At 70.6% G+C, this 23,312-nt stretch carries 25 protein-coding genes and 1 pseudogene; 14 read left to right on the forward strand and 12 right to left on the reverse strand.

The window, feature by feature from the left end; translation table 11 throughout:
* Positions 1–45: 45 nt before the first annotated feature.
* Positions 46–648 carry a hypothetical protein gene (locus tag OHS58_RS09520; RefSeq protein ID WP_328647937.1) on the reverse strand — a complete coding sequence of 201 codons (603 nt, stop codon included), beginning with the start codon at positions 646–648 and terminating at the stop codon, positions 46–48.
* A gap of 125 nt (positions 649–773) precedes the next feature.
* Between OHS58_RS09520 and OHS58_RS09525 the strand changes: the two genes are divergently transcribed.
* Complete coding sequence (locus tag OHS58_RS09525) at positions 774–1,175, forward strand: DUF302 domain-containing protein (RefSeq protein ID WP_328647938.1); 402 nt, start codon at positions 774–776, stop codon at positions 1,173–1,175.
* 3 nt (positions 1,176–1,178) lie between these two features.
* On the opposite strand, the gene OHS58_RS09530 is transcribed toward OHS58_RS09525, so the two are convergent.
* The 6 genes from OHS58_RS09530 to OHS58_RS09555 form a co-directional block, all read right to left on the reverse strand.
* Positions 1,179–1,874, reverse strand: a complete 696-nt coding sequence (locus OHS58_RS09530; protein WP_328647939.1) for a hypothetical protein — start codon at positions 1,872–1,874, stop codon at positions 1,179–1,181.
* Positions 1,874–2,752, reverse strand: a complete 879-nt coding sequence (locus tag OHS58_RS09535) for an ABC transporter ATP-binding protein (RefSeq protein ID WP_328647940.1) — start codon at positions 2,750–2,752, stop codon at positions 1,874–1,876. Before OHS58_RS09535 ends, OHS58_RS09530 begins: the two co-directional genes overlap by 1 nt.
* Positions 2,749–3,120 (reverse strand): GntR family transcriptional regulator, encoded by a 372-nt coding sequence (locus OHS58_RS09540; RefSeq protein ID WP_247052349.1) that lies wholly within the window; start codon positions 3,118–3,120, stop codon positions 2,749–2,751. The genes OHS58_RS09535 and OHS58_RS09540 overlap by 4 nt, the downstream gene beginning before the upstream one ends.
* 96 nt (positions 3,121–3,216) lie before the next feature.
* Positions 3,217–4,134 (reverse strand): NADP-dependent oxidoreductase, encoded by a 918-nt coding sequence (locus tag OHS58_RS09545; RefSeq protein ID WP_328647941.1) that lies wholly within the window; start codon positions 4,132–4,134, stop codon positions 3,217–3,219.
* Between the two features lie 15 nt (positions 4,135–4,149).
* Entirely contained in the window at positions 4,150–4,557 is a 408-nt protein-coding gene (locus OHS58_RS09550) for a PPOX class F420-dependent oxidoreductase (protein ID WP_328647942.1), read from the reverse strand.
* Between the two features lie 17 nt (positions 4,558–4,574).
* Positions 4,575–6,038, reverse strand: a complete 1,464-nt coding sequence (locus OHS58_RS09555) for a DHA2 family efflux MFS transporter permease subunit (RefSeq protein WP_328647943.1) — start codon at positions 6,036–6,038, stop codon at positions 4,575–4,577.
* A gap of 92 nt (positions 6,039–6,130) precedes the next feature.
* Between OHS58_RS09555 and OHS58_RS09560 the strand changes: the two genes are divergently transcribed.
* Complete coding sequence (locus tag OHS58_RS09560; protein ID WP_328647944.1) at positions 6,131–6,802, forward strand: TetR/AcrR family transcriptional regulator; 672 nt, start codon at positions 6,131–6,133, stop codon at positions 6,800–6,802.
* A gap of 287 nt (positions 6,803–7,089) precedes the next feature.
* Here OHS58_RS09560 and OHS58_RS09565 read toward each other — a convergent pair whose 3' ends face one another.
* On the reverse strand, positions 7,090–8,265 hold the full coding sequence (locus tag OHS58_RS09565; RefSeq protein WP_328647945.1) for a hypothetical protein: 1,176 nt from the start codon (positions 8,263–8,265) through the stop codon (positions 7,090–7,092).
* Between the two features lie 127 nt (positions 8,266–8,392).
* A complete protein-coding gene (locus OHS58_RS09570) occupies positions 8,393–9,163 on the reverse strand; it encodes an SDR family NAD(P)-dependent oxidoreductase (RefSeq protein WP_328647946.1) in 771 nt (256 codons plus the stop codon).
* An 83-nt stretch (positions 9,164–9,246) separates the two neighbouring features.
* Between OHS58_RS09570 and OHS58_RS09575 the strand changes: the two genes are divergently transcribed.
* The 3 genes from OHS58_RS09575 to OHS58_RS09585 all read left to right on the forward strand — a co-directional run bounded on the left by OHS58_RS09575 (position 9,247) and on the right by OHS58_RS09585 (position 11,834).
* Positions 9,247–10,512: a cytochrome P450 gene (locus OHS58_RS09575; protein WP_328647947.1), complete on the forward strand. Its 1,266-nt coding sequence runs from the start codon at positions 9,247–9,249 to the stop codon at positions 10,510–10,512.
* Entirely contained in the window at positions 10,509–11,171 is a 663-nt protein-coding gene (locus OHS58_RS09580; RefSeq protein WP_326952863.1) for a TetR/AcrR family transcriptional regulator, read from the forward strand. The genes OHS58_RS09575 and OHS58_RS09580 overlap by 4 nt, the downstream gene beginning before the upstream one ends.
* 126 nt (positions 11,172–11,297) lie before the next feature.
* Entirely contained in the window at positions 11,298–11,834 is a 537-nt protein-coding gene (locus tag OHS58_RS09585; protein WP_328647948.1) for a DUF305 domain-containing protein, read from the forward strand.
* Between the two features lie 204 nt (positions 11,835–12,038).
* On the opposite strand, the gene OHS58_RS09590 is transcribed toward OHS58_RS09585, so the two are convergent.
* Positions 12,039–12,965 carry a DUF1996 domain-containing protein gene (locus OHS58_RS09590; RefSeq protein ID WP_328647949.1) on the reverse strand — a complete coding sequence of 309 codons (927 nt, stop codon included), beginning with the start codon at positions 12,963–12,965 and terminating at the stop codon, positions 12,039–12,041.
* Between the two features lie 945 nt (positions 12,966–13,910).
* Between OHS58_RS09590 and OHS58_RS48715 the strand changes: the two are divergent.
* From OHS58_RS48715 to OHS58_RS09600, 3 genes and pseudogenes are all read left to right on the forward strand, one after another.
* Positions 13,911–14,000: pseudogene (locus OHS58_RS48715) on the forward strand (IS5/IS1182 family transposase); the annotation flags it as partial.
* 166 nt (positions 14,001–14,166) lie between these two features.
* On the forward strand, positions 14,167–14,493 hold the full coding sequence (locus tag OHS58_RS09595) for an MmyB family transcriptional regulator (protein WP_328647950.1): 327 nt from the start codon (positions 14,167–14,169) through the stop codon (positions 14,491–14,493).
* A gap of 392 nt (positions 14,494–14,885) precedes the next feature.
* The gene (locus tag OHS58_RS09600) at positions 14,886–16,100 is read left to right on the forward strand and encodes a metallophosphoesterase (RefSeq protein WP_328647951.1); all 1,215 of its coding nucleotides are present in this window, start codon (positions 14,886–14,888) and stop codon (positions 16,098–16,100) included.
* A gap of 4 nt (positions 16,101–16,104) precedes the next feature.
* Here the strand turns inward: OHS58_RS09600 and OHS58_RS09605 are convergent, their stop codons facing one another.
* Complete coding sequence (locus OHS58_RS09605) at positions 16,105–16,230, reverse strand: hypothetical protein (RefSeq protein ID WP_328647952.1); 126 nt, start codon at positions 16,228–16,230, stop codon at positions 16,105–16,107.
* On the opposite strand from OHS58_RS09605, the gene OHS58_RS09610 reads away from it, so the two are divergent.
* Complete coding sequence (locus OHS58_RS09610; RefSeq protein WP_326952866.1) at positions 16,229–16,708, forward strand: DUF4383 domain-containing protein; 480 nt, start codon at positions 16,229–16,231, stop codon at positions 16,706–16,708. The two genes, OHS58_RS09605 and OHS58_RS09610, sit on opposite strands and share 2 nt — an antisense overlap.
* A gap of 88 nt (positions 16,709–16,796) precedes the next feature.
* Positions 16,797–18,026 (forward strand): low temperature requirement protein A, encoded by a 1,230-nt coding sequence (locus OHS58_RS09615; protein ID WP_328647953.1) that lies wholly within the window; start codon positions 16,797–16,799, stop codon positions 18,024–18,026.
* 38 nt (positions 18,027–18,064) lie between these two features.
* Here the strand turns inward: OHS58_RS09615 and OHS58_RS09620 are convergent, their stop codons facing one another.
* On the reverse strand, positions 18,065–19,288 hold the full coding sequence (locus tag OHS58_RS09620) for a PP2C family protein-serine/threonine phosphatase (protein WP_326950155.1): 1,224 nt from the start codon (positions 19,286–19,288) through the stop codon (positions 18,065–18,067).
* Between the two features lie 288 nt (positions 19,289–19,576).
* Between OHS58_RS09620 and OHS58_RS09625 the strand changes: the two genes are divergently transcribed.
* From OHS58_RS09625 to OHS58_RS09640, 4 genes are all read left to right on the forward strand, one after another.
* A complete protein-coding gene (locus tag OHS58_RS09625) occupies positions 19,577–20,173 on the forward strand; it encodes a hypothetical protein (protein WP_326950154.1) in 597 nt (198 codons plus the stop codon).
* Positions 20,174–20,411: 238 nt separating this feature from the next.
* A complete protein-coding gene (locus OHS58_RS09630) occupies positions 20,412–20,942 on the forward strand; it encodes a flavodoxin domain-containing protein (protein WP_326950153.1) in 531 nt (176 codons plus the stop codon).
* On the forward strand, positions 20,939–22,357 hold the full coding sequence (locus OHS58_RS09635; protein ID WP_328647954.1) for a DUF4389 domain-containing protein: 1,419 nt from the start codon (positions 20,939–20,941) through the stop codon (positions 22,355–22,357). Before OHS58_RS09630 ends, OHS58_RS09635 begins: the two co-directional genes overlap by 4 nt.
* A gap of 34 nt (positions 22,358–22,391) precedes the next feature.
* Positions 22,392–23,303, forward strand: coding sequence for a universal stress protein (locus OHS58_RS09640; protein ID WP_328647955.1), 912 nt, complete (start codon positions 22,392–22,394; stop codon positions 23,301–23,303).
* Positions 23,304–23,312: the final 9 nt, after the last annotated feature.

Here is a 23,312-nt window from a genome sequence, read left to right on the forward strand (position 1 = left end):
GACCTTCCGGTCGTCACCCCGGTAACCGGGCAGCCAAGGCCTGGATCAGATCTTCAGGTCGAAGTTCGTGACGTACCAAGCTTCCTCGAGTTTCTGCAGGCTGAAGGTGATGTTCGTCTGGCCCGGTTGCACGCCGGTGGAATGGGACAGGACGATGTCGTCGAGGGTCTTCCCCTCGACCGATATCTTGTCGGCGGCGATCTTCGCCGAGTCGCCGGTGGCGGCCGGGCCCGCGACCTCGACCTTGGGCGGGTTCGCCGCGTTGTCCGGGGTGAAGGCGGTGCGCAACCCGTCGAGTACCTTGCGCACCGACTTCATCGTTTCGTCTTGGCCGGCGCACGTTTCGGGGGAGAAGACCTTCGGTGGGGTTTGTTCGGCATCGGCCATGACGGAGCACGCCTGGTCGAAGTCGCCGGAGACGACCGCGCCGATCCACTGGGCCAGTGCCTGTTCCGCGGTCGGCGCACCGGACTTCGCATCGGCAGCGGCTGTGTTCGCGCTGCTGACCGACGCCGAAGTGGTGGTCGCGGGAATGGGCTGCCCGGCGACAGTCGACGATTTCGCGGCGCAGGAAACGGTCAGAGCGGCGGCCATCACTGTGACAGCAATCGCCTGAATAGTCACATTTCTGGGGGTTTTCGTCACCATGGCGGAGATCATGGCGAGGATCGGGGGCAATGTCCACAACGGTGGTTCACCTGTCCCGCTCCGGTGTCCGCGCCCAGTACCCTGGTGCGGAGTGAGCGTCCGGCCCGCTCAGCCGAGGAGACCGCGTGGATCAGCAGGGTTTGGTGACCGTCGCGAGCAAGTGGCCGGTGGACACGACCGTCGACCGGCTCGAGCAGGCCATCGCCACCGCCGGGCTCGTCGTGTTCGCCCGGGTCGACCACGCGCGCAACGCCCGCGAGGTCGACCTGGACCTCCGTCCGACCTTCCTGCTCATCTTCGGCAACCCGCGCGGCGGCACCCAGCTCATGCAGGAGAACCAGGTCGCCGGCATCGACCTGCCGCTGAAGTTCCTCGTCTGGGAGGATGAGCACGGCCAGACCTGGGTGACCTACAACGACGTCGCCTGGATCGCGCGGCGCCACGGCCTGTCCCCGGAGACGGCCGGCGTCGTCACGGCGACCGCTTCCACCGTCGAAAACCTCGCGCGCCAGGCGACTCAGGACTGACCTTCAGGCGGTCGCGCGCCGGAGCACCAGCCACGCCGTGCCGCCGAGGGCCAGCGCGAACACCAGCGGGTAGGCCGTGTACAGCGCGAACGACGGCTGCCCGCCGAGGAAGTCGCCGATCGCGGGCCACCAGCTCCGCTGCGACGCCAGGAGCTTGATCCCGGCGAGCAGCGCGGCGGCCCCGGCGAGGCCGAGGTAGATCCCCGTCTGCCGCCAGCGCTGGAACACCACGCCCGCCAGCACCCCGATCGCGGACACCGCGACCAGCGGTCCACTGTAGACGAACCACAGCGCGAACAGGCCGTGCTGGCCCAGCACGTCCAGCCCGAAGATCCGCGCCTCCCGGCCCCAGCCGCCGGTCGAGCGCTCGACTGCGTCGAGCACCACCATCACGAGCCCGACGAGCAGCGCCTGCCCGAGGACGACCAGTGCGGTGGCCGCGGCGAACGTCCGGCGGGTCACGCCGAGCCCCAGCGCGAACGGGAACACCTGCGTCATCGACTGCAGGTGCGCGGGGGCGACCACGCCCCACAGGGCCGGCAGCAGGTAGATCTCGTGCGCGCCGAACGCGCCTTCGCCGTTGGAGACGTCGATGCCCCAGCCCAGCAGCGGCAGCACGGCCAGCAGGCCCAGCGGGTAGGCGAGCAGGGCCGGCCAGTTGACCAGCTGGATCCGCGCGACGTCGAGCACGCGTGTCATCAGGATTCCTTCCCGGCGGCGACCGGCCCGCCGTGGCCTTGGGTGGTGCGGACGACCAGCTGCTGCAACGAAACCGGCTCGAAGTCCAGCCCGGGCTCGTACCGGTCCCGGGCCCCGGTGAGGGTGACGCGCAGGGTGCCGCCGAACCGTTCGCGGTGCAGTTCCCGGTGGCCGGCGGCGAAGCGCTCGACGGCCTCGGCGGGCCCGGTCACCGCGACGGCCTCGCCGCGCAGCGTCTCCGCGTCGGTGTCGATGAGCACCCGGCCCCGGTCGAGCAGGACGACGTGTTCGATCAGGTCGCTGACTTCGTCGATCAGGTGTGTGGAGAGCACGATCGTGCGCGGGTGCTCGGCGAAGTCGGCGAGCAGGCGGTCGTAGAACAGCTGGCGCGCGACGGCGTCGAGGCCGAGGTAGGGCTCGTCGAACAGGGTCAGCGGGGCCCGCGAAGCCAGCCCGATGATCACCCCGACCGCCGACAGCTGCCCGCGCGAGAGCTTCCCGATCCTGCTTCCCGCTGGGACAGCGAAGTCCGTCAGCAGCGCCGCGGCGTAGGCGTCGTCCCAGTGCGGGTAGAGCAGTCGCGCGGCCCACAGCGCGTGCTTGACGCGGAACTTCTCCGGGTAGTGCTGGCTTTCCTTGATGAAGCAGACCCGCGCAAGCACGTCGGCGTTCTCGGATGGGTGCTGCCCGAAGACCTCCACCGTGCCGCCGGTTTCGAAGGCCTGCCCGGTGAGGATCCGCATCAGCGTGGTCTTGCCGGCGCCGTTGCGGCCCAGCAGGCCGTGGATCGTGTTCCCGGCGAGCTCCACGCTCACCCCGTCGAGCGCGGCGAGCGGGCCGTAGCGCTTGCTCACCCCGGTTGTGCGCACCACGTTCATCGCTGCGGCTCCCAGACGTCGATCAGCTTCTTGATCTCCTCGGCGTCCATGCCGAGCTTGCCCGCCTCCGCCATCAGCGGGGCGAGGAACTGCCGCGTGAAGTCCCGGCGGCGCCGCTCCAGCAGCTGCGCGCGGGCGTCCGGCGCGACGAACATGCCGATGCCTCGTCTCTTGTAGAGGATCCCGTCGGCGACGAGCTGGTTGACGCCCTTGCCCGCGGTCGCCGGGTTGATCCGGTGGAAGGCCGCGAGCTCGTTGGTGGAGGGCACCTGCGTGTCCGCGGGCAGGCTGCCGTCGACGATCGAGTTCTCGATCCGCTCGGCGATCTGCAGGAACAGCGGCCGTCCGTCGTCCTTCACGCCGACCACCGCACACGGCGGTTCGTCGGTTCATTACTCATGTAGCTAACCATGGAGGCTCGAGCCGGGCTTTGTCAAGGTGTTCCAGGTAGCCAGGGTTTGGTGTCAGCTGAATGCGGTAAGGACCAGCCGGCCGCGGACATGGCCCGTTTCGCTTGCCCGGTGGGCTTCGGCGATGTCGGCCAGGGGGAAGGTCCGCTCGACCGGCAGCCAGAACCGGCCGGCTTCGATCAGCTCGCCGATGGTGGCGAGGGCGTGGAAGGCGTTGCCGTCGGCGAATCCGTTGCTGAAGTGCACGCCGTGCTGTTCGGCGCCGGCGAAGTCGGCGAGGGTGATCACGTTCTTCGTCTCACCGCCGGCGAGGTCGATGAGCTCGGGCAGGACGCCGTTGCCGGCCACGTCGAGGGCGACGTCGACGCCGCCGGGGGCCAGCGTGCGGACGCGGTCGGTCATGCCGTCGCCGTAGGTCACCGGTTCGGCGCCCAGCATGCTCAGGAAGCCGCTGTTGCGGGCGCCGGCGGCGCCGATCACCCGGGCGCCGCGGGCGACGGCGAGCTGGACGGTCGCGGTGCCGATCCCACCGGAGGCACCGTTGACGAACAGGGTGGTTCCGGCGGTGACGTGGAGCTGGTCGAGTCCTCGGGTGGCGGTCTCGAGGGCGACCGGGATGCCGGCCGCGTCGACGAACCCGAGCGACGGCGGGATGGGAGCACGGAAGCTCAGCAAGGCGAACTCGGCGGCGGCCGCTTGGTCGTCGGAGATGCCGAAGACCCGGTCGCCGACGGCGACGTCGGTGACGCCGTCGCCGATCTCGTCGACGACACCCGCGACGTCGGCGCCGGTGGTCTGGGGGAGGGTGGCGCCGAAGCTGAGTTCACCGCGGCGGATCTTGGTGTCGCTGGCGCTGATCCCGGCCGCGCGGACCCTGATCCGGACTTGGCCGGGGCCCGGGTGGGGGTTGGGCAGGTCCACGATCTGCAGGACCTCGGGGCCGCCGTAGTGCTGGAACTGTACTGCTTTCACGGTGATCGTCTCCTGTCAGACGTTGCGGCTGTGGGGGGTCTGCTGGGTGTAGTCGACGTCCCAGTCCTCGACGCCGATGGCGATGACGCGCTTGGGGTGGACGCGGATCATCGCGTCGTCGTGGTGGCCGGGCGTTTCGACGTCGGTGAACGCCTCGGCGTGACCGCGGATCTCCAGGGACCGGACTCGCCACGGGTTGGTGCTGGGGACGTCGTCGATCACGAGCGCGATGCGGCCGTTGTCGGCGACGTTGCGGAACCGGCGGCTCTTGCGGAGGTTGAGCCCCAGCAGGTCGATCGTCTGCGTGTCGGGGTTGTAGGTGAAGCCGACCGGGCTGACCTGGAGGGTGCCGTCGGGCTGGGCGGTGGCCACCCGGCACAGCGGCTGACCGGCCAGGTACTCGATTTCTTTGTCCGTGAACACGTGTCTCCTCGGATCGGTCAGTGGGCGAGGGCGGGTTCGGCGTCGGGATCGACGGCCAGCGGGCCGCTGCGGAAGAGCCCGGCCGAGAGCAGCGCGCCGGCGAGGAACAACGCGGCGGCGATCCAGAACACGAAGTGGTAGCCGGCGAACGTCGCCTGCGCGATCGTGGCGGGGTCGGTGGCCGTCGCGGCGTGGGTGGTGAGGTAGCTCGTGGTGGCGGTCGCGCCGAGGGAGCTGAACACGGCCAGCCCGATCGAGCCGCCGACCTGCTGGGTGATGTTGGCCATCGCGGACGCCACACCGGTTTCGTGGGCCCGGACTCCGCTGGTGGCGGCGTTCTGGCCCGGGCCGAAGACCATGCCGAGGCCGAGACCGATGACGAGCAGGCCCGGCAGCACACCCCCGGTGTAGGTCGAGCCGGCGTCGATGCCGGTGAGCAGGACCATGCCCACCGCGGCGAGGAGGCTGCCGAGCGGCACGATCGGGCGGGGGCCGACGCGGGGGAGCAGCACCGCGCCGGAGAACACCGCGCCGGCCATCACCAGGACGACCATGGGCAGGAACGCCAGGCCGCTCTGTACGGGCGTGAACTTCAGGGTGTCGGCCAGGTAGTAGGTGACGAAGAGGAACACGGCGAAGCCGCCGGTGCCGGAGATGCCGATCGTGAGGTAGGACGCGCCGCGGTCGCGGTCCAAGACCACCGACAGCGGCAGCAGCGGGTCCCGGACCCGGCGTTCGACCACGACGAACGCGATGACGAGGAGTGCGCCGAGCGCGGTCGGGCCGAGGGTCCAGGGGTCGGTCCAGCCGCGGGAGGCGGCGTTGCCGAGGCCGTAGACGATGCCGAACAGTCCGAGCAGGGCCAGGACGGTGCCCGCGACGTCGAGCCGAGTGCGTTCCGGCCGGGCGCGGTCGACGAGGAAGACCAGGGCACCGGCGATCGCGATCGCGGCGATGACGACGTTGACGTAGAGGCACCAGCGCCAGGACAGGTTCTGGGTGAGCACACCGCCCAAAAGCAGGCCCAGGGCGCCGCCGGCGCCGGAGATGGCGCCGAAGACACCGAAGGCGCGGCCGCGTTCGCCGGCGTCGTCGGCGAAGGTCACCGAGACCATGGCCAGTGCGGCGGGGGCGAGGATCGCGGCGAAGGCGCCCTGGGCGATGCGGGCGATCAGCAGGAGGGAGAACCCGTCCGCGGCGCCACCGAGGGCGGAGGCGGCCGCGAAGCCGAGCATCCCGATGACGAACAGCCGTTTGCGGCCGTAGAGGTCGCCGAGGCGGCCGCCGAGGAGCAGGAGGCTGCCGAAGGCGAGGGCGTAGCCGGTGACGACCCACTGTCGGTTGTCATCGGAGAACGCCAGGTCGTGCTGGGCGGTGGGCAGGGCGATGTTGACGATGGTGGAGTCCAGGATGACCGTCAGCTGCGCCAGGCTCAAGACGACGAGCGCGAGCCACCGGTTCGGGACGGCTTCGGATTTCATGGCTGACCTTCGATCGCTCACGAGCTTGACTTACCGATGTTATATTAACTTACCGACGATAAGTCAAATGTTGACGGGTAAGGTGATCAGCCATGACCGACGACGTCCTCTGGCTGCGGGATGAGCCGCCGCGACCGCCGAGGCGGAACACACCGCTCACCCTGGAGCGGATCATCACCGCGGCGATCGCCGAACTCGACGCGGCGGGGGCGGACCGGCTGACGATGCGCAAGCTCGCCGAACGGCTCGAGGTGACTTCCACCGCGCTCTACTGGCACGTCGCGACCAAGGAAGACCTGCTCGACCTCGCGCTCGACCACGTCGTCGGCGAAGTACCGGTACCCCCGTCCGGCTCGGAGCCCCGGGCCGGGCTCCGGACGCTGCTCGTCGGCTGGCGCGCCGCGATGCTCGCCCATCCGTGGTCGCCCGCTCTGCTCGGCCGCCCACTCCTCGGGCCCAACGTGCTGGCGCGTACCGAGTTCATCCAGGCGAAGCTCGTCCAGGCCGGGCTGGCCGGGCTGGAACTCGCGGCCGCGACCCGCACACTTGCCGGCTTCGTGCTCGGCGCGTCGCTGGCGGACGCCACCTGGCGCCGGCTGGACGACCCGGCCGCGATCGCCAAGGTCCGCGCGTACATCCTCGATTCCGCCGAGCGCTATCCGACACTCAGCACGTCGGGGTTCGTCGATGCCGGGTGGCCGGACGACGAGCTGTTCGTCTTCGGCCTCGACCGGGTGCTCGACCGGCTTCTCGCCAGGACCTGAACGCGGATCTCCGCGGGATCGCCGTCCCGCGCGGCGTTGAACCCGTTGCCGGACCGGATTCGCGCCAACGCGGTGGCGATCACGGCGCGCCGCGAAGGGTGACACGGCCGCCCGGGCGGGGAGTTCGGCTCGGGTCGATCGGTCAGCGGTGGAAGCGCGTCGTCTCCGCGATGGACTCGCGGCCGACGTCGACCGCGTTGATGGCGGCGGTGGGATCGGCGTAGCCGAAGGACACGCCGAACAGCAGCTTCCCGCCGGTCACGCCGACCGTCTCGCGGATCGTGTCGTCAGGACTGGGTGGACGTCGCGGTATCCGGGTGGAGGGTGAGGTAGACGGCGCGCACGGCCAGGGTGCGTTCGATCTCGTCGATGATCGGGGCGAAGAACTGTTTGCGGTGCTCGGTGTCGCTCATCGACGTGACCGCGAAGTACATGCTGCCGAATCCGGCGAGCAGGGTGGCGTTGCGCAGCAGGGCGACCGGGACGCCGGGCAGGAGCGGCGAGATCGCCGGCGCCGCGCCGATCCACTGTTCGGCCGTCGCGGGGGTCACGATGATCACGCCGAGCAGCACGAAGAAGGCGAACGAGGCGAGGCCGATGACCGCGGCCTGGACGAGCTGGCGGGTGGCGAGCATCAGCAGCAGGTTGCGTTTCTGGCGTCCGTTGAGGCTGACCGCGCGGATGGGGCCGTCGAGGGTGACGGCGGCGAGTGGGGTGCCGGCGCAGGCGGCGGTCAGCATGGGCGGGCTGAAGTCCTGTTCGACCCGGCCGATCTCCTCGCGGAGGCGGGCGGCCGCGGCGAGGACGGTGACCGCGCCGAAGAGGACGACGACCAGGGCGAGGCGCCACCAGGCGAGCTGGTTCATCAGCTGCCACAGCTCGCCGGTGAAGAAGAGGAACAGGGTGACGAAGAGCAGGACCGGCAGGGCCCGGCCGAGGACCTGCACGCTGTTGCGGAGGTCGGTGACCGCCTGCTTGACGCCTTGGCGCACGAGGGTGCCGAAGCCGTAGGTGGTGGCGAGGTAGGTGGCCGCGAAGACGGCGGCGAAGAACACGAGGAACGCGAGGACGCCCAGCGCGCGGGCGCCCGGGAGGGTGATGGCGCCGTCGAAGGCGAGCTGCAGCAACGGGACGGCGACCGGCATCGCCGCGTAGGTGATCAGGATGGCGATGGTCGCGGCGCGGGAGAAGCGGGGGAGGTGCCGGACGAACAGTGAGATCGTCACCCAGGCCGCGAGGGTCACCGCGACGACGACGCCGAGCAGAATCCAGCGGCCCGAGCCGGCGGTCTTGAGCGGGACGAGCCAGGCGAGGCTCGCGAGCGTGACGAAGACCAGCGCGGGCAGCATCCGGGGCAGGACGTGCTCGGTGAAGCCGTACCCGGCGATCATCGTCGGGGTCCCGCGCCGGAGGAACCAGCGTTCGGTCCGCTGGACCCGCGCCCGAGGTGAGGAGGTCGGCATGGGTAGATGATTCCCGGCGGCTTCCGCGCGGGCCCGCTCGGCCCGGGCTACTTCTGTGCCGCGGGACGAACTTGTCCACCACGGGTGCCGAGGCCCTGCTGTTCCGGCTCATGCGTCAAGCAGGGGTTCAGTCGTGCAGGCTGCCGCCGCCGTCGATGGACCAGGTCTGCCCGTTGACCCATTCGGCGTCGTCGCTGAGCAGGAACGCCGCGGCCGCGGCGAGGTCGGCAGGGCGGCCGAGGCGGGTGCTGCGGTTGCCGGCGAGCCCGGCCGCCCGGAATTCCTCGCTCATCGTGGCGAGCGCCGTCTCGGAAAGCACCATCCCGGGTGACACGCCGTTGCAGCGGATCCCTTCCTTGCCCCACCGGGACGCGACGTGGCGGGTCAGCGCGTTCACACCCGCTTTGGACGCCGCGTAGGCCGGACGCACGGCCTCGCCGACGAAGGCCGCGGCGGACGAGGTGTTGACGATCGCGCCGCCGCCCGCGGCGAGCAGGTGCGGGATGGCCAGCCGGCAACTGCGGGCGAAACCGATCAGGTTCACTTCGAACGTGCGGCGCCAGATCGCCGCGTCCATGCCGTCGAGCGCGACGTCGTTGCCCAGCGTGGCGGGGGTGAGGTCGGCGCCGACGTTGAAGACGCCGTCGAGGCGGCCGGTCCGGTCGACGGCGCTCCGGATCAGCCGCTCGATCGACGTCTCGTCGGCGAGGTCGAACTCGACCGCGACGGCGTCGCCGCCGGACGCCGTGATCGACTCGACGGTGGCTCGCGCGCCGTCGAGGTTGATGTCTCCGACGACGACGCGGGCGCCTTCTTCGGCGAGCCGGACGGCCGTGGCCGCGCCGATCCCGCTGGCACCACCGGCGATGACGATGCTCTTGCCGGGCAGTCCACGCATGAGCCCTCCGATCCGAGGCGCTGGCCGGTCGAGATTAAGACAGCCGTCTTGATTAAGTCAACCGCCTTACCTAGGCTGCCGACATGCCCGACGACCGAGCGCACGCAGGCAACGACCCGGCTGCGGTCCTGGAGGGACTGCCGCCCTACCCGTTCCCCAACCCCACTGCGCTGGAGCCACCGCCGGAGTGGGCACAGCTGCGGGCGCGGTGCCCGGTGGCGCGCATCGAACTGGCCAGCGGCGACGAAGCGCTGCTGCTGACCCGCTACGACGACGTCCGGGCGATGCTGTCGGACCCCCGGTTCAGCCGGCAGCTCGACGCCGACGACGCGTCCCGCGTCTCCGACAGTGACGACGGCGGGGTGTTCAGCCGGCCTTCGGCGTCGACCGGCGGCGAGGCGGCCGCGGACGAGCCGGAGGCGTCGATGCTCGGCGGTCCCGGGCACCGGCGCTGGCGGCGGCTGGTCGGGAAAGCGTTCACCGTCAAGCGGGTGCAGGCACTGCGGCCGGGCATGACGGAACTCGCCGAGCAGCTGATCACCGACATGGTCGAGGCCGGCGCGCCCGCCAACATCGGGCCCGCGCTGGGGTTTCCGCTGCCCGTGCTCGTGATCTGCGACCTGCTCGGGGTGCCGCGGGACGACCGCGGCCGGTTCGCGCACTGGTCGGACACGATGCTCAACATGACCCGGTTCAGCCAGGACGAGATCGACCGGTCGGGCCGGGAGTTCTACCAGTACATGACGGAGTTGGTCGCCACCAAGCGATCCGCGCCCGGTGACGACCTGCTGAGCGCTCTCGCCGCCGACATGACCGCGACCGAGCTGGTCATGACCGGGCAGGGCCTGCTCATCGCCGGGCACGAGACCACCGCCAACATGATCGGCAAGATGGTCGCGATGCTGCTGGCGGACCGCGAGCACCGCTGGGAGCGGCTGCTGGCCGACCCGTCGCTGGTGCCGCCCGCCGTCGAGGAGGCGCTGCGGTTCGACGCCAACCCCGGGTTCGGGATGCCGCGTTACGTCTCGGAAGAGACCGTGGTCGGCGGCGCCACCCTGCCGCGCGGCACGACCGTGGTGTGCAGCATGGCCTCGGGCAACCGCGACACCGACGCGTTCGACGGCGCCGGCGAGATGGACCTCGCCCGCCGGCCCAACCCGCACCTGGCCTTCGGCGTCGGCCCGCATTCGTGCGTCGGCCAGCAGCTCGCGCGCGTCGAGCTGCAGACCGTCCTCGAAGTGCTGCTGCGGCGCCTGCCCACGCTGGAACTCGTCGGGGACGCCGCGGACCTGCGCGCCCGGCAGGGGCTGATCGTCGGCGGGATCGACCAGGTCCTGGTGCGGTGGTGACGGGCCCGCGGCCGCAGGGCGGCGGGAGGTCGGCGGCCACCCGGGCTCGCCTGCTGGAGACGGCGGAGCGGCTGATCGCCGAGGACGGCGTCGCGCAGGTGTCGAGCCGGCGGCTCGCCCAGGAAGCCGGACAGGCCAACAACTCCGCGGTCGCTTACCACGTCGGCACGATGGAGGAAGTGATCCTCGCCGTGCTCCGCGAGCACGGCGAAGCGATGGACCACATCCGGGCCGCGATGGTGGCCGCGGCGGAGGGTTCGACGCGGCTGCGCGACCACGTGGCCGCGTTGGTGCTGCCGACGACGCTGCACCTCGCGGAACTCGGCGTCCCCAGTTACTACGCCCGCTTCGCCGCCCACGTCGTCAGCGACCCGGTCCTGCGCGCGCCGGCGCTGTCGGTCACCACGTCGACGCCCGTGATGCACCGGGCCTTGCAGGCGGTGGCCGCCCACGCCGGTGATCCCGCCGACCCCGCGATCCTCACCCGCTCGGCGATGGCCCGGCACGCCATCGTCCACACGTGCGCCGAACGAGAAGCGGAACTGGCCGAGGCGGGGGACCGTTCCGGCATTCCCGGCTGGGCCGAAACCGGCGAAATCCTGGTCGACGGCATCACAGCTCTGCTGACCACACCACCGCGGCGAACTCCGGACCGGTGAATAGGTCCCTAGCCGCGTGAGGCGTCGCTCTATCTTCGCCCTATCCGGCTTCGACCGTTCAACGGCTAAGCCCTATGGCCCATTCGCAGGTTGACTTCACCGGCGGGCGTAGCCTGTAATCGGTGCATGCGCATTTTTCTTGGATTGGGCATCATGGGCATGATGTGCGTCGGTGGCTGCGCCACCAGCAATCCATCCACAAGTGCATCCGCCTCCGCCGCGGTGTCATCGTTCACTGCTACGGACCGCGCGTGGATTGAGATCAACATAGCCATGGACGAGCAGCTTGTTCCGATGCTGAACCTTGTCGACGGCCACGCCGGATCCGCGGCTGTCCGCGACCTCGGCAAAAAAGCCGACGCTTCGACGAAATCGGAGCTGTCGGATCTGCGGCGGCTTCACGATCAGGCCGGCCTCCCGGCGGAAAACCCCCACAAGGGGATGGAGATGCCGGGGATGGTTTCCTCGAACCAGATCACGCACGCCGGCGCTTTGCGCGAGGCGGATTTCGACAACTACTTCAAGAAATGCCTGCGCGATCACCTGGACCAAACGGGACGGTTGGCGCTCGGCGAGAAGTCGTCCGGCAAAGAACCGCAGACCGTGAGCCTGGCTTCGCGAGTCCTGCAGGAACAAGAGCATCTCTCCGCGCTGGTTCGCTAGCGGCACCCGGCGGGGTGCCACGCCGGCGCGATCAGGCCGGACGTCGAGCCGTCACCATCCGAGGGGCGGCAACGCTTTCGGCCGGTGCACCGTGAAGTACGCGTGGGCCATCATCTCCGAGACGATGACAGCGAAAGCCCGGGACGAAGGCCGCCGTGCCGGCCGATCGGGACGACTCGGCACGGCGGCCACCTGCCGTCGCTCTCAGCCGCCGGTGAAGCTCGGCGTGGTCCCGCACTTCGCGTTCTGGTTCAGGCAGGTCTTGACCAGTGCGGCCAGTTTGGTGTGGTCCCAGCCGTTCATGAAGTCACCGTGCATCGACGACGCCATGCCGGACGCCAGCGCGAGGCCGTCGCCGCCCAGGATGTCGTAGTTGACCATGTACGACAGGTTCGGCACCGCGACCGGGTAGGCTCCCTGGCACTTGCCGGCGACCGGGTCTCCCATGTGCGACTTGTGGTCGGGCGAGTCGATGTGCTTGCCGTCCCAGCAATCCTTGAACGGGAGTTGAAAGATCAGGTTCCCGCCAGGGGCGCACACCGGCCAGTTCCCGTCGGCGCTCCGCCCGACCTCGGCGCTGCCCGCGCACCAGAACTGGTTTCCCTGCCCCCTCGGCGTGGGTACCTGCAGCTTGGCGTCACCCTGCACCATCACCAGCCCGGGCGGGAACGGCCGGACGGCCGACGGGTCGGAGACCCGGGAACCGTAGTAGATGCGCATGCTCTTGAACGGAACGGCCACGCCGTTCCTCTGCAGCTGCGGTACCCAGTAAGCGGCGTTGTCACCCAGGGAGTTGCACGTCGTCGACCCGGCGGCGAGAAGCGTTTCCGTGGTCATGAAGGCGTCGTTCCTCGGCCCGAAGAACGTGTGCATATGGGAGGCGCCGGACAGGCCGGGGAAGATGATCGCGTCGTCCTTGGCTTCGTTCGCGATCGTGCAGTCGGTGTGGAACTCGGGGACCCTCGTCGTCCCGGCCGGCACCGGCGGCGGCACGATGCCCTGGTAGTCGGCCAGTTCGCGTTGGTACCGCGCCTGGTCCACATCCACCCAGCCGGCATCGGCCGCGATGGAGTTGCCCGAAGCTCCGGCCGCAGCGGACCCCGGTCCGTTGGTTTCGCTCGCGCCGGCCACGAAGGCCGTACTCCCGGCGAGCGCCAGAGCGAGGGCCGCGGTGAGGGCGGCCCGGGTCCGAAGCCGGGACTGCCGAGGTCGGCAACCAGCCCGATTCAACATACTTCGCATTTGAATATCCCTGCTTTCGCTGTCGAAATTCTGTCAGCTCGATTCTTCGAAACATTCGAACAGAAGATCGGACGCACCGAACAGTCACGTATGACGAAGATCTGGATCAATGCAATCGCGGATACGTCGTGGTACCGGATCGTCTCGAGTGCCCAGGCTTCGTGGTGATGCCGCTCGCGTCGGCGAACGCGATCAACCGTGAAGCGTAACCGGGGTGTGCGCGCGGTCGCCGATGGGGAGATGCGCAAATGAACACGCACGACAAAGCCGGCGCCGGCACATCGTTGTTCGCGGTAGAGTCCGTTGCCGCGCAGAAGTCCTGCGGCAACGACTCGATCCTGCGGACACGGGGGCAACACGCAGGCGACCCGCGGCTGTGCCCGGGGGTGCTGTGGCGCGTCGTGGTCGGGAGAACGTCTTTGATCTCATCGAGCCCACCTGGTCAGTCGTGATCCATCGTGCCGCGCGCTACGCGCGTCACGATGCCGATACGAGCGCACCGCTCGCATCGGCATTCGGGTGATGTAGCAGACCTACCACTGAAGCTTGGTCATGCCCGTGAACTGACGGGTATGACGTTTGGGGCAGTGGAGCATCAACCAACCCGAGATGCTGGAGTGGTCCAGGTGGCGGCCGCGGAACCGGTTCCATCGAGGCAACTGACAGTAAACCGTGTCGGTTGGGGGACGTCAAGACGCTTGACTGCAAATTTCCCACCAAGTCCGGGTTCGCCGGAGCGGTCCTAGCTCGACACCGAGGTGAAGGCGGCGGCGAGTGTGGACGGCACCGCTCGTGGATCAGCCCGTGGCTCGGGCGCCGATGATCATTCGGTTTCCCGAACACGGAGTACGTTGCCAAGGTGGCGGACCGGCGCGGGCAGACGACCGGGCGGCGTTCACGGCGATCGTGTTCGTGTTGACGGCGGCTGCGCTCGAAGTACCGTTCGTCCAAAAAGGACACCAGGGTTACCGGCGGCCGATCTCGTTGGGGCGCAACGCCATCGCATTCCGGGTGGAGAGCCTCTGACATCGGCGGCCTGGTCGATCTGGATCACCCATCCGACGCCCCACGCGACTGGAAGAGGACCTCCGTGCTCGACGGCGACGGCCTTCCAGTTCGCCGGCTGGTCCGGATGCTCGCGAGCCCACGGATCGAGGTCGTCCGGCGTGTCCTTGGCGAGGCGTCGCCACGCTGGGCGCGGCACGACGTACGCGCCCGCACGACCGGAAGCGAGCGCCTGCACCACCCGGTGGCCGGCCCGCTCGAACTGACCTTCGAGGTGCTGATGCCGGCCGCGGACGAGGACCAGGCCCTGGTCGTCTACGGCGCCGAGCCCGGCAGTGCTTCCGAGGACGGCCTGCGGTTGCCGGCCGACCGGGCGGCGTCCCGTCCCGATTCCCGATCCCCGGCGACCTGATGGATGTGCTCCCGCGTCGCGCGATCTTGCTCGGCGCCGCCGGAGCAGCGCTCAGCGGCTGCACCGGCTCGCCGGCACCTGCGCCCGCGTCTCCGTCCGCGCTGCCGACCGGCTGCCCGTCGCGCGGCACCCCGGCCGGCACCAAGGTGCTGCTGGCCCACTTCTCCCGCGCGGGTGAGAACTTACGTACCCCGGCGACTACGCGCCGACCGGACGCGATGAGCGGGCTGGGAACCACCGAGCGACTACGCTGCCTGTTGTCCCGGCGCGACGCTGGGGGAGGGGCTCACCGTGCGCGGTGAGGAAGTTGCCGTCGCGGAGCCCGCCGTCGCGGAGTGGCTGCGCCACATCGGTTGCTCGCCCGCTGAACCACCACAGGAGACCTGCACCGCATGATCGTCCTCTTCCTCGTCATCGCGGCCGTCTTCGTGGCCCTGCACTGGTACGTGTGGCGACGACTCGTGCGCGACACGACGGTTCGCGGCTCGGCGCCGCGGCGGATCGGCACCGTGCTGATCGTGGTCCTCCCCGCACTGACGTTGCTCGCCGTCCGCGACGACCTGCCGGGAATTCCTTTCCGCTGGGAAGGGATCGTGGACTGGCCGGGGTTCCTGTGGCTGGCGGTGTTCCTGTACCTGGTCCTCGCCCTGGTCGTGGGGGAGGCCGTGCGCCCGCTGCTGCGCCGGGCCCTGGCCCAGCGCGACGCCAAGCGGGCCGAACCGGCCGTGGCTCCGCCGGGGACCGGATCCGAGCCGCCGGTGGCGGACGACGCGCCGGCGTTGCTGGCGCGGCGGGTTTTCGTGTCGCGGGTGGTGGGTGGGAGCGCCGCGGCCGTGGCCCTGGGCACCGTCGGCTACGGCACCGCCAGCCTGCTGCGCGGGCCTCAGATCAAGCGGCTCACCGTGCCGCTGGCCAAGCTGCCCCGCGGCGCGCACGGGTTCCGCATCGCGGTGGTCAGCGACATCCACCTCAGCCCGCTGCTGGGCCGCGACTTCGCCCAGCACGTCGTCGACACGATCAACAGCACCCAGCCCGACCTGATCGCCGTGGTCGGGGACCTGGTCGACGGCAGCGTCGAGGACCTGAGCACGGCCGTGGCACCGCTCGCCCAGCTGCGCGCCCGGCACGGCAGCTACTTCGTGACCGGCAACCACGAGTACTTCCACGACGCCCGGCGCTGGGTCGGCGTGGTCCGCGACCTCGGTCTGCACCCGCTGGAGAACGCCCGGACGGAGCTGCCCGGCTTCGACCTGGCCGGCGTCAACGACGTCCGGGGCGAGAGCGAGGGCCAGGGCCCGGACTTCGCCCGCGCGCTGGGCGACCGCGACCCCGCACGGGCCAGCGTGCTGCTGGCCCACCAGCCGGTGGTCATCGACGAGGCCGTGCGCTACGGCGTGGACCTGCAGCTGTCCGGCCACACCCACGGCGGGCAGCTCTGGCCCGGCAACCTGCTGTTCGGCCTGACCAACCCCACCGTCGCCGGCCTGGATCGCTACGGCGACACCCAGCTCTACGTCAGCCGCGGCGCCGGTGCCTGGGGGCCGCCGGTCCGGGTGGGCGCGCCGTCCGACATCACCGTGGTCGAGCTGGCCTCCCGGCAAGCGTGAAGGGTCACTTCTCGGCGGTGACCTGCGTCGCGGCCCAGCTGACCGGCAGTTCGAGTGAGCCCGGACTCGTTGCCGTTTCCGGGGTCCGGCCCCGGGTAACCGCGTAGCCCGGCAGAACGGAGGGCACCATGCCCACCTCCACCGACCAGTCTTCCGCCGAAAGGCGACGTCACGGCGCGCCGATGCGGCTCGCCGCGCTGGCCGCCGGCGTGGTCTACCTCCTGCTCGGGGTGATCGGGTTCTTCGTTCCCGGCAACGCCGGGTCGACGTCCGCCGGTCCGTTCGGGACGCACGCGACCCAGTATTCGGTGCTGATCTTCAGCGTCAGCCCGCTCCTGAACGCCTTGCACACCCTCGTCGGCGTACTGGGCGTCGTGGCCGCGCGCAAGGTCTCCAGCACCGCGATCTACGCACTCGCCGTCGCGATCGGCTTCGCGGGGTTCAGCGCCTACAGCGTCCTCGTGGTCTCCGTCGGCACCGGCGACCGGTTCAACCTCAATTGGGCCGACGTCATCCTGCACCTGGTGACCATGGCCGGCGCCGCCGTCGTGTCCGCCCGGTCGTTCCGCACGGTGCGGGCTCAGCGAGACGCGGTCACCGGGTCCTGATCGCGCGCGGCGGTCCGGTTCGCCGCCGCGAGGATGGGTAGCCCCGGACCACCGGTACCCGACGTGGGGCCCGCGATGGGAGGTGCTCGTGAGCACGGAGACCGACCGCGAGCCGATGGTCCGGCCGCCGGCTCTGCGCACCGGCCAGGAGGCGTCGACGAGCAACCTCGAGCTGTTCTTCGACCTCGCCTACGTGCTGGTCGTGAACGAACTCGCGGTCGCGTTCCTCAAGCACCTGACGTGGTCCGGACTCGGTACGTTCGTCGCGCTGTTCGTCGCGATCTGGATGTCCTGGGTCGGGTACACGCTCTACGCCAACCGGTTCGACACCGACGACGTCCTGTTCCGGATCGGCAAGCTCGCCGCGACGCTGTCCATCGCCGGGTGCGCCGCGAGCGCCGCGTCCGCGACGTCGTCGTTCTCCACGCCGTTCGCGGTGTGCTTCCTCGCCGGCCGGGTGATCCTGCTGGTGCTCCACGTCCGGGCGTGGCGGCACGTCCCCGACGCCCGGAGCACCATCGGCGTCTACCTCGCCACCCTCGCCGTGAGTTCCCTGTTGTGGGCCGTGTCGCTGGCCGTCGAGGGACCGGCGCGGTACTGGCTGTGGGGCGTGGCGGTCGCCGTCGACGCCGTCGGCCCGGTCGTCGCGACCTGGCGCGACAACCACCTCCCGCTGCACCTGGAGCACCTGCCGGAGCGGTTCGGGCTCTTCGTGATCCTCGTCCTGGGGGAGGCCGTGGGCGGTGCGGCCATCGGCGTGCACGACGCCGAATGGACTCCGGCCGCGGTCGCCGTCGGTGTCGCCGGGTTCGTCATCGCCGCCGCGATGTGGTGGATCTACTTCGACACGGCCGCCGCCGTCGGGGCGGCCGCGCTGCGCCGGCGCGACGACGAAACCCGGGACGGGGCGCCCGCCGACGAACGGCACGACCTGTTCGTCTACGGCCACCTGCCGCTCGCCCTGGGCGTCGTGCTGACCGGCGTCGGTGTCGAAGAACTCGTGCTGCACCCGGAGGCGGCGCTCCCGTCGGGCGCCGGCTGGATCCTGGCCACCGGGGTCGCCCTGTTCCTGGTCGGATCGGCTCTCGTTCTCGGCGGCAGCAGTCATTCCTGGCGGGCGATCTGGCCGTGGCCCGTCGCCGCCGTTCCGATCGTGCTGGTTGCGGCCGCGTTCGGGCACCACCACGCGCTGCTGCTCGTGGCGGGACTGGCGCTGCTGTGCCTCGCCCTGGCCGTGCGGGGAACGGTGGGCCGCCGCCACGGCGGGCCCGGTCCGACGCCATCGGCGGTGCGGAAGACACCTCGGACCACGGAGTAACCGCACGCCCGGCTGCTTTGCCGATGGCCGAGCGGAGGTCAGAGGGTGGGGAGCAGGGTGTCCTGGTCGGTGGTCGTCCACTCCAGGATCAGCAGGGTGGCGTCGTCCTGGAGCCGGCCGTCCTGGTGGTCCAGCACCGCTCGGACCACCCGGCGCAGGGTCTCCGGGGCGGGCAGGCCCGCCGCTTCGTGGCGTTCGGTGAGGTCGGCCAGCCGTTCCAGGCCGAACTGCTCACCCGCCGGGCTGCGAGCCTCCGTGACGCCGTCGGTGTAGAACAGCACCCGGTCGCCGGGCTGGAGCTGTTCACGCTCGACGACGGGCTCGCGGCGCTGGAAGTCCCCGAGGCCCAGCGGGGTGCGGCTCACGGTGTCCAGCAGCCGCACCACCCGCCCGTCGCGCAGCACGGCCGGCGGCGGGTGCCCGGCGTTGAGGTAGTGCAGCTCGCCGGTGCCCAGGTCCAGGTGGGCTAGGAACGCCGTCGCGTACGACATCGAGTCGGCCGGGCGGTGGCCGGCGATGGTGTGGTCCGCCAGCTCGGCCGCCTCGATCAGGTCGGCGCCGCCGCGGCGGGCGTTGCGCGTGGCCGCCAGCGCCATCGAGGTGATCAGCCCGGCGTGCAGGTCGTGGCCCACCGAGTCGAAGATCGCCACCGAGGCGCGGTCGCCGTCCACGGCGTAGTCGAAACCGTCGCCCCCGACCTCGTCGTAGGGCTCCATCGCGGCCGCGATCACCACCCGGTCGGTGGCGAACACCTTCGGTGGCAGCAGCTGCCAGAGCAGCTCCGCGGCCACCGACAGCGGCTTGCCGCGACGCACCCGGTGGAACAGGTCGCTGTAGAGCTGCTTGCTCAGCACGAGGTGCGCGATCTGTCCGGCCAGCGTCCAGCAGTTGCCGCGCAGGACCTTGTCCCGCGGGTCGGTCCCGTCGGGGAGGGTGAGCCGCAGCGCGCCGAGGCGTTCGGTGCCGTCGAGCACCGGCAGCCACAGGTGCGACGGCTCCCCGTCGGCGGCCGCGACGACGATCTCGAGCCGGCCGAACGCCCGCCCCGCCAGGGTGGCGTCGACCGACAACGCCGGGCCGTCCGCCGGCCGGACCGGGTGCAGCTCCCGCTGGCCGAGGTCGACCAGGTACAGCCGCGCCGACAGCCCGACCAGGGCGGTCACGTCGTCGAGGATGGCGGGCAGGTCACCGGCGGTCGCCAGGTGCGACCGGTTGACGATCTCCGCGAAGACCGTGTGCCATGAACGATCCTCGGCTACCACCCCCGCAGGGTAGAGGACCGGCCCAGGCGCCGACTGGGCGCGGGGCTCGGCGCCTTCGTACGGCATGTTGCGTTCTCAGGCCTACGCGTGCAGCCGACACCGGGGCACGGTGCACCGGCTGCCGCCCGCCTGGGAACGAGTGCGGCCGTCGGTCGATTCCCAACAGTCAGGACGTCGTGCTCGCGGGTGGACGCACGTGGCCGAACGGAGCGGACATCGGCTGTAATGCTGTTCGCATGAGCAAATAGCTCCGTGTCGTTTCGGCAGGTCCGGGCTTACGTTCGGGCGGTGACCAACGAACTGACCATTCCGCTCCTGCCCTGTCCTTCCATCGATGAGATCGCGTCGTTCTACGAGATGCTCGGCTTCGAGATCACCTATCGGCAGACGCGGCCGAACCCGCACGTCGCGGTGCGGCGGGAGGACATCAATCTGCACTTCTTCGGGATGGACGACTACGACCCGGCGCAGTCGTACAGCACGTGCCTGGTCATCGTGGCCGACACGGGCGAGCTGTTCGAGGCCTTCGCGGCGGGGATGCGTTCCGTGCACGGAAAACTGCTCGTCTCCGGCATCCCGCGGATGACCCGGCCGCGGCTGCGCAACGACCGGTACACCGGCTTCACCGTCGTCGATCCGGGCGGTAACTGGATCCGGATCAATAAGGCCGCCCAGGAACCCGAGGCGCGGAGCAAGCTCGCCAAAGCCTTGGAGAACGCCGCGAGGCAGGCGGATGCGCGCGGCGACGAAGGCCAGGGGCTGAAGATCCTGGAAGGCGCGTTGAAGCGAGCGACCGGCGATGAACCGGAGTTTCAGGCGGTGCGGGAGTTCCGCGACGAGCTCGTCGAACGGATCAAGGGGTCCGAGCCGCGTCCAGGCGCTTGAGCGCGGCCCTGACCACCTCGGGATCGGGCGGAGGTGTCGGGAGAGCCCCGCCATCCACGCGCTTGTGCGCTACTACGGGAGGATCGTCGACTGCCCGTGCGGCGTGGCTGACGACGATCGTGGACGGCACAGCAAGGAGAACCGGGCCCGAGCCGCAGGCCGGACTCAGTGACTTTCGGCAAGTCCCAGGGGACATTGGCCCCTGAACCGGGAGCCGCCGCCGCGTGAGGGTGGAAGCATGAGAATCCTCGTGACGGTGGCCAGCCGACATGGCGCCACCAGGGAAATCGCCGAGAACATCGCCACCGCGTCCGGCGCGGCGCTGACCTACGCCGGCGTGCGGTCACAGATAGAGACCCGCGACGCGAGCCTGGTGACTTCGGTCGAGGGCTACGACGCCGTGGTCCTCGGTTCCGCCGTCTACATGGGACACTGGCTCGAGCCGGCTGTGAAGCTCGCCGAAACCTTCGTGGACGAACTCCGCAGGCTACCGGTCTGGGTGTTCTCCAGCGGCCCCGTCGGCGAACGGGACCAGCAGGCCGACGAGCCGGCCGGCGCCGCCGACGTGGTGATGCGGCTCGGGGCTCGCGGGCACCGGCTGTTCGGCGGGAAGATCGACCACCACGCCTTGCACCTCTCGGAGCGGGCGATGGTCGCCGCGTTGCGCGTCAAGGACGGCGACTACCGCGACTGGCCGTCGATCCGGTCCTGGGGCCGCGAAATCGGCGCCACCCTCGCGGTGACCGAGGTTGCCGGGAGCCGGTCATGACGGCGCCACGCAGCTACCCGGTCCGGGTCGAAGCCACCCTGGACGAACCGCTGTCGCGCGGACTGTGGCTGGTCAAGTGGCTCCTCGCGATCCCGCACTACGTCGTGCTGGCGTTCCTGTGGTTCGCCTACCCCTTCGTCACCATCGCGGCGTTCTTCGCGATCCTGGTGACCGGCCGCTACCCGCGCTCGCTCTTCGCGTTCACCTCCGGTGTGCTGCGCTGGAGCTGGCGGGTGCAGTACTACTCCTACGCCGGGCTGGGCACCGACCGCTACCCGCCGTTCACCTTCGCCGACGTCCCCGATTACCCGGCGCGGCTCGAAATCGCTTATCCGGAGCGGCTTTCGCGTGGGCTGGTGCTCGTGAAGTGGTGGCTGCTGGCCATCCCGCACTTCGTGATCATCGGCGTGTTCGCCGGTGGCGGCAGCTGGCTGATGTTCGGCAACGGCGACGGCAGCGATGGTGGCTTCGACTGGGCCGCCGGTGGTCTCGTCGGCGTGCTGGTGCTGGTCGCCGGGGTGGTGCTGCTGTTCACCGGTCGCTACCCGCGGCCGATCTTCGACTTCGTGCTCGGCATGGACCGCTGGGTGCTGCGAGTCGCGGCCTACGTGTCGCTGATGACCGACGAGTACCCGCCGTTCCGCCTGGACATGGGCGGCACCGAGGCCGCTGCCGAACCGCCGCACCCGCAACCTCAGCCGGCGCACGCGTCCACCTGGACCGGCGGGCGGATCGTCGCCGCGGTCTCCGGCGCGGTGCTGCTGCTCGGCGCGATGGGCCTGCTGACCGGCGGCGGCGCGCTGCTGTGGGCCGACCGCACGCAACGCGACGCCGACGGTTACCTCACCGGCTCCACGACGCTGGCGTCGGACAGCTACGCGGTCCTGACCGACCCGGTGCGGATTTCCGGCGCGCCGGACGTCGTCACGGCCGTCGGGGATGTCCGGATCCGCGCGACCGCCGTCGACGGCCACCCGCTCTTCGTGGGCATCGGCCGCTCCGAAGCCGTCGCCGGCTACCTGGCCGCGACCGAGTTCACGACCTTGGGCAGCGTGGCCGACAACCGCTCCGGTGATCGAGTGCACCCCGGCGGAGCGCCGGCCACCCCGCCCGGTGACGCCGGTGTGTGGACGGCGACCGCATCCGGCTCAGGCACCCAGACCGTCTCCTGGCCGGTCGGTGACGGGCAGTGGACCGCCGTCGTGATGAACGCCGACGGCTCGCGCGGGATCTCCGTGCGCGCCGAAGCCGGAGCGACCGCGCCCGCGATCGGCTGGATCGCCCTCGGCCTGCTGCTCGCCGGCGCCGTTCTGCTGGCAGGTGGCGCCCTGCTCATCGGGTTCGCCGCGCACCGAGCACACCGTGCCGGTCCGCCGGTCACCCCGGTTCCGCCCGAGCTGCCGAGCCACGTCTGATCCGTCCACTGTGACCGTTGAAGGAAGGAAACCCATGTACGGATTCATCGACGGCGCGATCGTCGCCGGGATCGACGGTTCGTCCTCGGCGGTGCAGGCAGCCGTGTGGGCCGGCACCGAGGCCCGCCGCCGGGGCCGCCCGCTGCGGCTGGTGCAGGTCTACACCCTGCCGAATGTGCGCTCCCCGATCGCGTTCGGATCGCTGGACGAGGTGCGGGAAGGCCTGGCGGAACGGGCCGAAGAGTGGCTCACCGACGCGCGGGCCGCCGTACTCGCCGAGCACCCGGGCCTCGAGATCACCACGGCCGCCCGGGAATGGAACCCGGTCACCGCGCTGATCCAGGAGTCGCAGCACGCCGAGCTGGTGGTGCTGGGCTCGCGCGGGCTCGGCGGCTTCACCGGTCTGCTCGTCGGGTCGACCGCCGTGTCGGTGGTGGCGCACGCGCACTGCCCGATCGTCGTGGTTCGCGGCCGGACGCCGCACAGCCCGCCGCCGGTCACCGGTCCGGTGCTCGTCGGCGCCGACGGCTCGCTCGACAGCGAAGCCGCGTTGGCGTTCGCCTGTGAGGAGGCCCAGCTGCGGGGAACCGGGCTGACCTTGGTGCACGCCTGGACCGACATCCTCGCCGACGACGTGCCGCGGCTCTATCCGCTGCACGTGGACGCGGCCGCCATCGAGCGCACCGAACGCGCGAAGCTCACCGCGCAGATGGCCGGCTGGCAGGAGAAGTACCCGGACATCCCGATCGAGCTCGACGTCACCCGCGGGCGGCCGGTGCGCACGCTGCTGGAGCGCGGGGAAGACGCTCAGCTCATCGTGGTCGGTTGCCGCGGTCTCGGTGGGTTCACCGGCATGCTGACGGGCTCGACGAGCCAGGCGCTCATCGTGCACTCGCCGTGCCCGGTGGCCGTCGTGCGACCCCAGCTGGCCGGGACCGGGTCGTGAGCACCCTGC

It is taken from the genome of Amycolatopsis sp. NBC_00348, assembly GCF_036114655.1.
In the GTDB taxonomy this organism is placed as follows: Bacteria; Actinomycetota; Actinomycetes; order Mycobacteriales; family Pseudonocardiaceae; genus Amycolatopsis.